Origin of the sequence: Pseudoalteromonas sp. Z9A6 (genome assembly GCF_011378805.1) — a bacterium.
Lineage (GTDB): Bacteria > Pseudomonadota > Gammaproteobacteria > Enterobacterales > Alteromonadaceae > Pseudoalteromonas > Pseudoalteromonas distincta.
The window spans coordinates 18,656-30,769 of record NZ_WTKZ01000032.1 but is presented as its reverse complement, the minus strand read 5'-3'; the positions used below and the strand labels follow the sequence as shown (position 1 = coordinate 30,769).

Annotated in this window: 12 protein-coding genes; 6 read left to right on the top strand and 6 right to left on the bottom strand. The window is 39.7% G+C overall.

All coding sequences use genetic code 11. The annotated features are described in order from the left end of the window. The first annotated feature begins 1 nt into the window (after nucleotide 1). The 3 genes from fahA (at nucleotide 2) to GQR53_RS12735 (ending at nucleotide 3,094) form a co-directional block, all read left to right on the top strand. A complete protein-coding gene (gene fahA / locus GQR53_RS12745; protein WP_165744097.1) occupies nucleotides 2-1,315 on the top strand; it encodes a fumarylacetoacetase in 1,314 nt (437 codons plus the stop codon). Nucleotides 1,316-1,458: 143 nt separating this feature from the next. Then, nucleotides 1,459-2,622, top strand: coding sequence for a M23 family metallopeptidase (locus tag GQR53_RS12740; protein WP_165744096.1), 1,164 nt, complete (start codon nucleotides 1,459-1,461; stop codon nucleotides 2,620-2,622). After that, entirely contained in the window at nucleotides 2,612-3,094 is a 483-nt protein-coding gene (locus GQR53_RS12735) for a polymer-forming cytoskeletal protein (protein WP_076925442.1), read from the top strand. Before GQR53_RS12740 ends, GQR53_RS12735 begins: the two co-directional genes overlap by 11 nt. Nucleotides 3,095-3,115: 21 nt before the next feature. Here GQR53_RS12735 and GQR53_RS12730 read toward each other — a convergent pair whose 3' ends face one another. Next, the gene (locus GQR53_RS12730; protein WP_165744095.1) at nucleotides 3,116-3,589 is read right to left on the bottom strand and encodes a hotdog fold domain-containing protein; all 474 of its coding nucleotides are present in this window, start codon (nucleotides 3,587-3,589) and stop codon (nucleotides 3,116-3,118) included. 185 nt (nucleotides 3,590-3,774) lie between these two features. Between GQR53_RS12730 and GQR53_RS12725 the strand changes: the two genes are divergently transcribed. Genes GQR53_RS12725 through GQR53_RS12715 form a run of 3 tightly spaced genes read left to right on the top strand, consistent with a single transcriptional unit; the run spans nucleotide 3,775 to nucleotide 6,118 of the window. After that, nucleotides 3,775-4,974, top strand: coding sequence for a multidrug effflux MFS transporter (locus tag GQR53_RS12725; RefSeq protein WP_076925441.1), 1,200 nt, complete (start codon nucleotides 3,775-3,777; stop codon nucleotides 4,972-4,974). Further along, complete coding sequence (locus tag GQR53_RS12720; RefSeq protein WP_076925440.1) at nucleotides 4,971-5,615, top strand: LysE family translocator; 645 nt, start codon at nucleotides 4,971-4,973, stop codon at nucleotides 5,613-5,615. The genes GQR53_RS12725 and GQR53_RS12720 overlap by 4 nt, the downstream gene beginning before the upstream one ends. A 38-nt stretch (nucleotides 5,616-5,653) precedes the next feature. Next, entirely contained in the window at nucleotides 5,654-6,118 is a 465-nt protein-coding gene (locus GQR53_RS12715; RefSeq protein ID WP_076925439.1) for a methylglyoxal synthase, read from the top strand. A 9-nt stretch (nucleotides 6,119-6,127) separates the two neighbouring features. Here the strand turns inward: GQR53_RS12715 and yegD are convergent, their stop codons facing one another. From yegD to GQR53_RS12690, 5 genes are all read right to left on the bottom strand, one after another. Then, nucleotides 6,128-7,492: a molecular chaperone gene (gene yegD / locus GQR53_RS12710; RefSeq protein ID WP_165744094.1), complete on the bottom strand. Its 1,365-nt coding sequence runs from the start codon at nucleotides 7,490-7,492 to the stop codon at nucleotides 6,128-6,130. Nucleotides 7,493-7,554: 62 nt separating this feature from the next. After that, nucleotides 7,555-8,397, bottom strand: a complete 843-nt coding sequence (locus tag GQR53_RS12705) for a DNA ligase (protein WP_165744093.1) — start codon at nucleotides 8,395-8,397, stop codon at nucleotides 7,555-7,557. 33 nt (nucleotides 8,398-8,430) lie between these two features. Beyond that, nucleotides 8,431-9,087, bottom strand: a complete 657-nt coding sequence (locus GQR53_RS12700; protein ID WP_165744092.1) for an HAD family phosphatase — start codon at nucleotides 9,085-9,087, stop codon at nucleotides 8,431-8,433. Nucleotides 9,088-9,160: 73 nt separating this feature from the next. Further along, nucleotides 9,161-9,460, bottom strand: a complete 300-nt coding sequence (locus GQR53_RS12695) for a hypothetical protein (RefSeq protein WP_007376885.1) — start codon at nucleotides 9,458-9,460, stop codon at nucleotides 9,161-9,163. 105 nt (nucleotides 9,461-9,565) lie between these two features. Further along, nucleotides 9,566-11,830, bottom strand: coding sequence for a TonB-dependent receptor (locus tag GQR53_RS12690; RefSeq protein WP_165744091.1), 2,265 nt, complete (start codon nucleotides 11,828-11,830; stop codon nucleotides 9,566-9,568). Between the last annotated feature and the right edge of the window lie 284 nt (nucleotides 11,831-12,114).

Here is a 12,114-nt window from a genome sequence, read left to right as displayed (position 1 = left end):
AATGAGCCTAATTAACGAAACCCATGATATTAATTTAACCAGCTGGGTAGAGTCAGCTAATGTTGATAATTGTGACTTCCCAATTCAAAACTTACCGTTTGCAGAATTTCGTCGCAAAGGGTCTGATGAGGCCTTTCGTGGTGGTGTTGCAATTGGCGACCAAGTAATTGATTTAGCAAAACTGAGCAAATTAAACGTTTTAAAAGGTGATGCTAAAACTGCCGCTGATGCAGCAAGTGAAGCAACCCTAAATACATTTATGGGTTTAGGGGAGCAGTATTGGTCAGCACTTCGTTTAGCGCTTTCAAAAGCACTACGAGCAGGCTCTGAGCACCAACAAGCACTTAACGATACGCTTATTTCACAATCTAATATAGAGTTTTCACTACCTTGTCGCATCGGTGATTACACCGACTTTTACACTTCTATTTATCATGCTACAGCCGTAGGTAGTTTATTTCGCCCTGATAACCCATTACTACCTAACTATAAATGGGTACCTATTGGTTATCATGGTCGCTCTTCATCTATTGACGTATCGGGTCAAACATTTCATCGCCCTAAAGGTCAAACCAAAGCGCCAGATGCAGAAGTGCCGTCATTTGGTCCATGTAAGCGCCTTGATTACGAACTAGAAATAGGTATTTATTTAGGTAAGGGTAATGCACTTGGCGATGCAATTGCGATTGAAAATGCAGAAAACCATGTATTTGGCTTTTGTGTATTTAACGATTGGTCAGCTCGCGACTTACAAGCGTGGGAATATCAACCGCTTGGTCCTTTTTTAGCTAAAAACTTTGCCTCAACTGTATCGCCTTGGATTGTTACAACCGAAGCACTAGCACCTTATAGAACAAGCTGGACACGTGATGAAAACGACCCACAGCCTATGGACTATTTAGAGTCAAAAGCGAATCGCGACCAAGGTGCTTTTGATATTCAAATGGATGTTAAAATCCAAACGGAAAAAATGCGTAGCGAAGGCCATAACCCAACGCGCGTATCAACATCTAGCTTTAAGCACTCTTACTGGACTGTGGCACAAATGGTTACTCACCACACAGTAAATGGTTGTAACTTTATGCCAGGTGACATGTTAGGTTCGGGCACTCAGTCTGGTCCAACGCACGAAGAAGCGGGTTCTTTACTTGAGCTTTCTCGTGGCGGTAAGGAGAAAATTACGCTAAGCAATGGCGAACAACGTAGCTTTTTAGAAGATGGCGATAACGTTATTATGCGCGGCTGGTGTGAAAAAGAAGGCTATGCACGTATAGGTTTTGGCTCGGTAGAGAGCACCGTACTGCGTATAAAATAATACATTTTCATAAATTAAACATAAAAGGGCCGCTTGCTAAAAGCAGCCCTTTTTTATTAATTTTTGAACAGTTACAATTTTTTTCTAGCTTTTTTAACTCAAATTGCTATCTTAATTCGGTTAATAACCAGTGTTTATATGCCATGTCAGTATTTATAAAGTCTTTTTATCATAAATTTTTCCCAGCTCGACAGCTACTTATTCGTCAAAATGGCGAAGTTAAGCACGTTGTTTTAGCTCCTTGGTTTCAACTTCTTGTAGCATTGCTTATTTTAGTCACTTTCACTTGGCTGAGCATTTCGAGCTTTCGTGTTTACACACAAACAAATAAAATTTCCGACATAGAACAAAGTCAAATAAACGAGCAAACACTTTGGCAACAAAAAGTAAATGAGCAGCAAGCCCTGCAAGTAACGCAATTAGAACAACTTGCAGTACTTGAGCAAAAGCAGGCGCTACTGCAAAGCATGATAGAGTCCCTTCCCGCTTCAATCAGTAAAGACGTTATTAAGCTTGATACAGATCTTGACGTACCAATCAATGAAAACAGCAATGAGTTTCACGAACCATTAGTCGATGAAAACCTAAAAGATAAACAGGCTCAGTTAGTAGCTCCGATTACATTCGCAGCAAGAATTGCTAACTTGGATAAGCATTATGAACAAAGCTTTAATTTTTTAGATAACCAGATTAGCGAACGTCACCAAGCTATTTTAGCTATGGTGAAAGGTGCAGGGATTGAGTCTGCGCTTGAGCAACATTTAATCTTAAGCGACCAAACAACCGCACAAGGTGGCCCACTTGATACATTTAACGAAACAAAAATCCCAAGCCACTTTTTAGCTATCGTTGATAAGTTATTAGCATTAAATAATTTAGAAAACTTTTTAACTGAGCTACCAAATACCCTGCCTTTAGCTAAAGCTAAATATTATATTTCAAGCAACTTCGGCCTCAGAAAAGATCCAATGAATAGCAATCATGCCTTTCATAAAGGAATAGATTTAGCCGGTTGGCATAAAACCGAAATATTTGCGCCAGCAGACGCTGTAGTGCTTCGTGCCGGTCGTAATGGTGGTTATGGTAACTTTATTGAGCTGGAGCATAAAAATGGCTTAGTGACACGATTTGGACACTTAAATAAAATTAAAGTGAAAAAAGGTCAGCAGATCACTAAACACGACATAATTGGTTTAATGGGCAGCACAGGTAGAAGCACAGGCACTCATTTACACTACGAAGTATTGCTTAACGGTAAACAAGTCAATCCTCTAAAAATAACAAAGGCGCTTTCTCGTGTTTGGTAGAAAAAAACAAAAAACAGTTAGCTCTAATTTAAAAAGAGTAAATCACACACCGTCTATTATTTCACAAGACGTCTGCCTTACAGGCACTTTAATTAGCCAGGGTGAAGTACAACTTGATGGCCGCATTGATGGCGACATAAAAGTGGAGCATTTAGTTATTGGTTCAACGGGTGTTGTTGAAGGTATTGTTGAAGCTAAAAGCGTCATTGTTAAAGGCAAAGTTATTGGCTCAATTAATGCCAGTGAAGTGAAAGTACAAAGCGGTGCGCATGTTCATGGCGATGTGTTTCACGATACATTGAGTATTGATGCAGGCGCAGTAATTGAAGGCAGTTTAAAGCAACGTTTTGAAAAAGAAGAGCCTGAACTAATTTCAAAAGAACTTAAACCTGCAAAAGAAGTTAAAGCATTGTTGAAGGAAGACGGCAGCGACTTATCGTTTGTAAATAAACAAGCCGCTGATAAAAGCTAAGTCAAATCAGCTTAACGTAAGTTACCTTTTTTCAGTAATGTACATTGTAATATCTGCAGTGAAAACAAGTTCATTGCGGGTGTTATAAAGCTTAACCGGTACCACTAAGTCCTCTTTATCAATCCACCTATGTGGTAAATCAATTTCCGCAATTGCAGTCACGTCAGTATCTACTTTTGCTAAGTAGCGGACAGTCATCCCTTTTGGGATCCAACGATGGGTTTTAACTGGCACTGTTGCATCGACCATCACACCCGCACACAACTCAGCTAAGTTACACTGCGCAATAGCATGAATAGTTCCAATATGATTATGAACGCTGCGACGATTTTTAACCACTGCGCTACAATGCCCTTCTCGAAGGTCAAGTACGTAAGGCTTCATCGAACCAAAGTATGGCGCTTTAAAACAAACAGCTTTAGTAAAAAGCCAATTCCCAAAAGGTAGACGCTTAAATTTATGCCATGTTTGTACAAGTGCAGATTTATTACTCATTATTATTTTTTCCATCAACAGTTACTTTTCTCAAATTAACACATCAGACCAGTTTTAAAAAGCGCATTTATACTGCCTTTTTAGCTTAATCTAATCAAATAATAACAATGACAATCTATGCAGGGGCCATAAGCCCTTTCTTTTTTACGAGTGCCCACCTAAAATACTCGGCAAAAGGAGACTCAATGCAAACACAGCCCGCTAAACCTAATATGACTTTATTACTTATCTTAGCGTTACTCGTTATATTTTGCCCTATGGCAATCGATATTTACTTACCCGCTTTTCCTACTATTGCAGAACAATTTGCAGTAACAGAACAACAAGTACAGCAAACCGTTGCTATTTTTATGCTAACAGTAGGTTTAGGCCAATTGATTGCAGGTCCTTTAGCTGATAAATTTGGCCGAAAGCCAGTGGCTATAGTGGGCATTAGTTTATATGCAGGCTCAGCATTACTTGCCTATTACTCACCATCTTTTGAAGTATTAATGATTGCACGTGCGCTTCAAGGTTTTGGAGCGTGTGCCACATTTGTTGTCGCATTTGCGATAGTGCGTGACAAATATGGTAGTGAACGAAGCGGGCAAATGATCACTTATCTTAACGGGATTGTGTGCTTTATTCCGGCAATGGCACCTATTTTAGGGGCCTGGCTTACCGTACAATTTGGCTGGCGTATGAACTTTATGTTTTTAACCGCGTTTGCCATTTTAGGCCTTATTGTTACTCTATTCTTTTTTAGAGAGACCCGTCCTGCTGATAGCCATTATCAGGGCCATATTTTAGATTTGCGTCGCTTTACACCGATTATTAAAACACCAATATTCTTGTTTAATAGTCTAATTTGTATGGTCGCCATGTCGGCTATATTAGTTTATGTAACGCTCGCACCAGGCTGGCTTATTACGCATTTAGGCGGCACAGTAGCCGACTTTACTTTTTGGTTTACGTTAAATGCCGTAATAAGTATTGTCGCAAGTTTTATACTACCAACGTACATTAAACGAAATAGCCAGCGCGCTTTGCGTGTCGGTGTGAGTGTACTGGTTTTTTCAGGCATTTTAATGCTAGCCCTTAGCGGTATAGAAACAGCATTTGCGCTTATGTTACCTATCTTAATTGCAGCATTAGGGTTTGCTTTAAGTTTAGGCTCTGCTGCAGGTATGTCCCTATCTAGCTTTCCTAAACAAGCAGGCACAGCCTCTGCATTACTTGGTGCTATGCAAATGAGTGGCGCGAGTATACTCGTTGTTTTAACCCAATATTTGGGGTTAAGTACACCGTGGTTAATTGCTTTTCATTTATTATTACTAGTTCCGCTTTGGATTATTTTAATGAGCAAAAAAGCACATACTTTACATCCAACTAAAAGCGCTCAATGATCAATCCTGATTTTTTAGTTTCATTTTTATTAGCCAGCTTTTTAATGGCAGTAGCGCCTGGGCCATCAAATGCATTTTTGATGGCACAAACATTTGCTAATGGACGAAGCGCTGGTATGCAAAGTGCTTTTGGTTTTGCATTAGGTGGGGTTGTTCATACACTGTTTGCTGTTGTAGGCCTAAGCGCAGTACTAAAAGCTTCTCCTAGTACCTATGCCGCAGTGCAATATGCAGGTGCTGCATACTTATGTTATTTAGGGCTTGTGATGATTAAAGGCACGTTAAAGCAGCAAGAGCTTGTATCAGAGGGCACGCAAACCGATAAACCGCATATAAATACCAGCAAAAAAAGTAACGTCATGTTTCAGGCCATGATGACTGAAGTACTGAACCCCAAAGTAGCGTTATTCTTTATTGCATTTATTCCGCAATTTGTAGATCCAACGCTTTCATCTGCTACTTTTCAGCTCGCTTTTTTTGGCTTACTTTACCCTCTTTTTGCTTTTCCGATTGACTGCACGTATATTTATTTTGGCGACAAAATTGCACAGTTTTTTAGACGTAACCCAAATAGCCAACTTTGGATTGATAGAATCACCGGCATTGTATTTATTGCCCTTGCTATCAATCTATTATTTTAACTAACCAAAACAGTGGTTAACTAATAAAAAGAATCAGCATGGAACAAAAAACACAATCTCTTCCCGCGCAAAAGAATATTGCTTTAGTTGCACACGACGGTAAAAAAGCAGCATTAAAAGTATGGTGTGAAAAGCACAAAGACATATTAAGCAAACACACTTTATATGGCACCGGTACTACGGGGCATTTAATCCAAAAGACCACAGGGCTTGATGTAGTTCAGCTTCTAAGTGGCCCAATGGGCGGCGATCAGCAACTAGGCGCTAAAATAGCGGAGCATGAAATACATGTTTTAATATTTTTTTGGGACCCATTAGCATCACAGCCTCACGACCCTGATGTTAAAGCACTGCTACGTTTAGCCGCTGTTTGGAATATTCCGGTGGCGTGTAATGAAGTAAGCGCCGATATGTTATTGAGCTCACCGCTTATGGACGTAGAGCTTGAGCGTACCTTGCCAGATTACGAAAAATACCTCGCAACCCGACAAATAGATCTTTAAATTTTTAAGCTACTTATAAAGCATGCTGGCCCATTTAGTCAGGCCAGCGGTTACACTACCAAAGTGATCCCCGTTAACCATTTTTATATTACCTAAGTGCTCACTTAAAGCCGCTTTAATCAATGGTGACTGTGCACTACCGCCTGTTAAGTAAATAATATCTGGCGTGGTTGCAGCGTCGCTGATTGCTTGTTTTGCTAAAGTAACTATTTGGCTAATACTACTCTCAACGGCAACGCTTAAGTCGCTCACCGATACATTTTTATTCAGCCCACTATCTAAAAAGCTTAAATCACAATCAAATGTACTTGCAGATGAAAGTGCTATTTTAGCCGCTTCACCTTGTTGCACTAACTGATGGCCTTGCTTGTTTTGCTGTAAATGTATTAAACGCTTATAAAGCTCTGGCGCACTTACATCACGTAATTGTGCATTCAGCTCTCGGGTATGGCTTTCACTATAGAATTGGCTTTGTAAGTTTACATCGTTAATTTTACACGCTTGCCAAAACGCTTGATTAGGCAAAGGCAAACCCGATTTAAACGTACTGCCTAAACCCAATAACGGCATTAAACCATGATAGCTCAATGCAATATCTAAATCATTTCCGCCAATACGTTTACCGCTGTGGGATAAAAAATCGCCATCGCGCTGGCTATTGCCTCTAAAGCTTGGGCCCATTTGTACAAACGAGCAGTCACTTGTACCACCACCAATATCAATAACAAGTACTTTTTGATCCTGAGTTAAATCACTCTCATAATCGATACCCGCAGCAAGTGGCTCATATAAAAACTCTACGTCTTTAAAACCAGCACGTTTAGCAGCGCGTTCTAAAATACCTACCGCTTGTTGATTTGATTGCTCACCACCTACAGCCTGAAAGTTTACTGGGCGACCAATCACTGTTTGCGTAAGTGTTTTACCTAGAGAGAGCTCAGCGCGTTGCTTAATTTTTAAGATCATCGCTGTTGCGATATCTTCAAAAAAGTTAATTTGACCTTGTTTAAGGCCCGTTGCGCCAAAAAATGATTTAGGGGACTTAACAAAGTAACCTTCTTCAGGAAACTGCACGTACTCGCTAATCGCTTCACGACCAATAAATAGGGTTTCATCTGAAGGTTGTAAATCAAGGTCTGACTTAATACGCGGCAAGGTATTTAATAATGCTTGGCGCTGAGTTAAAAAGTTATGTTCATGGTCTGTGCCGTGTAAATGCTTAGCAACAAAGTCAACAACCAAGGCACTGTGATGAGTGTAAAGTGTAGACGGTAGGTAATGTTTTCCTTGCTCTAGCGGTACTAATTGAACATTACCCTCGCTCATTACACCCATAGCACAATTAGAACTACCGTAATCAAAACCTACAAACATACTTCACCACACATTACCAAAAAGGCCGCGCAATTTAGCACACTTTGTAAAATTTATAAATGTTATAAACTGTCTCTGGCACGTAAAAAACTAGCGAAACGCGGTAAACCATTTTTTGTTAAACCATGAAATCGATATGTTACAGTGCTACCTATCTCGGGCGGGGCTGCGCGCTGTGCATCACTAAACCCAGTACCAATAGAAAACACCTGCCCTTGTGCTGTTTTTACTCTTAATGCCCCTAACATACCTTGGTACTTGCCTTTACCTGGTAAATGCGCAACTACAATCGCTTCAGCATCTAAATAAGGCTTTAATTTTAGTAATGAATTGCTCCGTCCATTACTGTGCTTAGCACTAGCCAAATGAAGCATTACGCCCTCACCGCCCTGTTTAGTTATGTTTTCAAAATACTCTGTAAGCTGCTCATTATTGGTAAAGCTATATTGAACTACAACACTAATATGCGGCGAGTTTAGGCTAGTAATGAGCTCATTATAGTTTTTATAGCGAGTGCTAAAAGGCAAGTTTTTATCTGGCATATCAAATACTTTATAAGTAATAGTTTGCCAATCATGATTATTAGGTTTTTTAGTTCTTACTATGCCACTAAGCACAGAAAAGTGCTTACGCTTGGTCCATAGCTCACCATCAAGCCATACATTTGGCAATGTGGCTGTAAACCAACTTGGCGAATTGATAATATTGCCCTTGCGAGTAACAAACTGCGTGCCAGTCCATATAGCTCTCACACCATCAAATTTTTCACTGACTAAATATTTACTTACATCGTAATTTTTAGTTTCGTCATATACTTTAGCCAGTAAAACAGAGGGTTGTGCTGCACTTATACATTGCGTAAAAAGTACAGCAACAATTAAAAGCAGATGTTTAAAAGTAAACATTGGCGCATCCAAGCAAGTAAAAGTTGGCTTAAACTATAGTTGAGATTGCGCCCATTGCCAAAACTCATCTAAGTTACTCATTTTATAAGTAGCTTGGCTAAAATCATGATCTTTAGTGTGGCTATTAGCAATAGCTACAACACGTAACAAGGCGTTGTTGGCCGCCGTAACGCCGGTAAATGTATCCTCAACAGCAATTGCATTGCCAGCTTGTATATTTATCTGCTTAAGCGCCAGTAAATATGGGTCTCCTGCTGGTTTAGGATTAGTTACATCATCTTTTGTTACCACCGTGTCAAACAGCTCATAAAACCCTAAACCTTTAAGTATTGGCATGGCTTCACTTTTAGCACTACCAGTTACTAGCGCCATTTTTAAGCCACTCGCTTTTACGGCTTTCAATGTTTGCTCTGTAAATGGCATGAGTGGCGGTAAATGTGTTATTACATATTCGCCAAATAGGCGGTATTTTTCATCCGCTAAAAACTGTGCACTTACCGATAAGTTATGCTCTTGCTTAATCTCTATTGCAGCTTCTAAAGTCGGGCGCCCCGAAAAACGCTGACAAAAATCATTTTCTAAATAACTAACACCATAAGGCTTAAGTAGTTTACTCCAACATACAAAATGCATGCTTTCTGAATCAACTAATGTGCCATCCATATCAAATAATACTGCCTGTAATGTCATCCTCATTCCTTATTTAACCTAAGCTAAATTTTGATAATAAAAAAGGCGCCTAAGCGCCTTTATTAAATTGTAGTTATTGCGTTAGACCAGCTGGTGGCTCACCAGTGGCTTCTTCACCCGTATCAACATCAACAAGCTCATAGCCACGCGTTTTACGCATAACTTTAAGTACAGGTTTTTCAAATGCTGTTTTTAAGCGTTCTGAGTCATCTTTCAATTCATCTAAGGTCGTACCAAAAGGGGCTGCGCCAGTTTCTGACCAGTTAGTTACTTTACCATTTAGGTTATATTCTACTTCGTGTATTTGATATTGCGCTGCTTCGTCTTTCGTTGCTTCACAAAAAATTACACGGTAATTCCAAAATCCAGCCATTTTCTTATCTCTTTAAATTAATTAACGCTACTTTACCAGCTTTATAAAAACATAAAAGCCTGCACAAGGCAGGCTTTTAAAAATTAATATAATTTAAGGTTATCTTTAGAAGAAGTTAACTTTAAATTCAGCACCAACATAACGCTCTTCGTTAACAATACCTGTATTGTTATTGAAATCTACCGCGCCAATAACTTGTTGCTCGTCAAATAAGTTACGAACAAAAGCAGCTACTTCGTATTCGTAATCGCCTTCAGACCATGTGTAACCTGTACGCAAACCTGTTTCAATAAGCTCTTTACCTTCAAACTCTACCGATTCGTAAAGGAACATATTGATTTTACTGCGATAAGAAATATCACCGCTTGCGAAGAAGTTACCATCGGCAAGTTCTTTAGTGTAGCGAAGCGTAAAGTTAGAGATCCACTCAGGCGCATGCGGTAAGCTATTACCATCAAGTACAGCAAGCCCAGAAGCATTAATTGGGTCAGTTACAGTACATTGTGCACAAACAGCTACAGCTAAATCGTTATCTTTGATTTCTGTTTTGTTATAGCTTAGGTTAAACGTTGCATTGAACTCATCACTCAATACCCACTGTGTATCTAGCTCAAAACCATAACCAGTCGTTTTATCAGCATTAACTAAACGGTTAAAGTTAGCACCACCGCCAACAGCTGTAAGCTGTTGGTCGTCCATTGTGTAATAAAACACAGTTGCGTTAACACGACCTTGGCCGTCTAGCACGTCTGACTTTATACCCGTTTCGTACGATGTTACAGTTTCTGATTCAGCTGTTGTTACATCATCACCAAACAAAATACGACCTTGTAAACTAGGTGCGCGGAAGCTATTGGCTACACGGCCGTACCAGTTAATATCATCGTTTACTTTATAATTTGCAGATAAATCCCAGCTAACATGGTCGTCACTAACATCACGCTCTACCAGTAATGCACCGCCGCCAATTGGGCTAAGTGTACGGTCTGCTACAAAATCTTTATCATCATCAGAGTAACGAAGTCCCGCTGTTACTTTTAAGTCATCTGAAAAAGTATAATCTACAGAACCAAATACAGCCCAAGCTGTAGTATCTTGCTGTTGGCGAACATAGCCATTTAAAGCACCAGCATCGGGTGTTGAGAATGTATCGTAGCTGTAGTTTTCAATAGTTAGTTCTTCATCGAAGTAAAAAACACCTACTTGATAATTTAAATCGCCATCAAAGTTACTAGATAAACGTAGCTCTTGCGTCAACTGGTCGTGTTCTGGAATACCATCAGCACTTTCTGAAGAGAAAGGGATAAAACCAGGCCCCATGAAATCAGGAATATAAGAAGCACCGTAACCGCCGTCGATGTCAGCGCGAGAATAAATTTCAGCACTTTCCCATGCAGAAATTGAAGTGATTGTGTGGTTTTTAAGTTCCCACTCAAGCTTTAAGCTCGCACCTTCAGATTCTACTTGTTGAGTAGAGCGAGATGCCGCATCTTGATAAACAACATCACTTTCATAGTTATCTACTAGCTCGTTAGTACCCGTTTTAATTACATTTGCACGAAAGGCAATTGGCGAGCCATCTAAATCACGTGTGTGATAGTTTAATAAAGCAGTAAAATCATCGCCTTCATATAAAAATTGAACACGTGCCGCTTTTTCAGTGTAACCACCTTGCTCGTCTTTAGCTTCAAAGCCTGGAGCTTGGTTATCAATGTAATCGTCTTTATCTTGCCATAATAATGAAACACGAGCAGATAACCGGTCAGTTAAAGCACCACCTACAGCACCACTTGTGTCTACAGCCCCACGGCTACCGTATGAAACAGAGCCATAACCATCAAATTCTTGGCTTGGTTTAACAGTATCAAACTTAACAAGGCCAGCCGGCGTGTTACGTCCAAATAAAGTTCCCTGCGGTCCACGTAATACTTCTACGCGTTCAACATCAAATACTGGGAAGCCTTTTAAAATTGCATTTTCTTGAACGACTTCATCAACAACAAGTGATACTGGTTGTGATGCATTCAGATCAAAATCGGTATTACCTAAACCACGAACGTAAAAGCGTGGGAATGAACGACCAAATGAAGATTCAATTGATAAACTTGGAATTTTCGCATTTAAAAAACGAATATCCATACCAGCTGAGCTATACGCATCAAGGTTATCACCTTGTAGAGCAGATACTGCTACTGGTACTTCTTGAGCGTTTTCTACACGTTTACGAGCTGTTACCTGAATAACTTCTAGTTGGTTACTTTTTTTAGCTGCTTCTTCAGCGGCTAAAGAAGAAAATGAAGTACCTGCTACTGCAGAGAACAACGTTGCATTGATTAGGGTGGCTAACGTAGATCTTTTCATTGCTTTCATGTTGGGTTTAACCTTTTTTGTGCACTCTTGTTCAACGGTTTTTTGTGTTGCGCTACTTATACCTTGAAGGTAAGTTGCGGGCTCGTTCAATTTTTCGCGACTTGCGTCATGCGCGCGGACCTTATTATCGAGAGTACAAAAACGATGCTATAAGGCTGAACGAACGATTAAGATTATATCATTTTGTAATAATTTTACTGCATAAATATTGACATAATTAGAAACTTTTTTGCAACATTTAACTACAAGATTACGCATTTTTATCACTATTTAGATGCAAAAAC

Coding starts and splice junctions, on each gene's coding strand:
- GQR53_RS12725 (WP_076925441.1), top strand. CDS start 3,775: ATGCAAACACAGCCCGCTAAACCTAATATGACTTTATTACTTATCTTA.
- GQR53_RS12740 (WP_165744096.1), top strand. CDS start 1,459: ATGTCAGTATTTATAAAGTCTTTTTATCATAAATTTTTCCCAGCTCGA.
- fahA (WP_165744097.1), top strand. CDS start 2: ATGAGCCTAATTAACGAAACCCATGATATTAATTTAACCAGCTGGGTA.
- GQR53_RS12690 (WP_165744091.1), bottom strand. CDS start 11,830: ATGAAAGCAATGAAAAGATCTACGTTAGCCACCCTAATCAATGCAACG.
- GQR53_RS12730 (WP_165744095.1), bottom strand. CDS start 3,589: ATGAGTAATAAATCTGCACTTGTACAAACATGGCATAAATTTAAGCGT.
- GQR53_RS12700 (WP_165744092.1), bottom strand. CDS start 9,087: ATGACATTACAGGCAGTATTATTTGATATGGATGGCACATTAGTTGAT.
- GQR53_RS12695 (WP_007376885.1), bottom strand. CDS start 9,460: ATGGCTGGATTTTGGAATTACCGTGTAATTTTTTGTGAAGCAACGAAA.
- GQR53_RS12715 (WP_076925439.1), top strand. CDS start 5,654: ATGGAACAAAAAACACAATCTCTTCCCGCGCAAAAGAATATTGCTTTA.
- GQR53_RS12705 (WP_165744093.1), bottom strand. CDS start 8,397: ATGTTTACTTTTAAACATCTGCTTTTAATTGTTGCTGTACTTTTTACG.
- yegD (WP_165744094.1), bottom strand. CDS start 7,492: ATGTTTGTAGGTTTTGATTACGGTAGTTCTAATTGTGCTATGGGTGTA.
- GQR53_RS12720 (WP_076925440.1), top strand. CDS start 4,971: ATGATCAATCCTGATTTTTTAGTTTCATTTTTATTAGCCAGCTTTTTA.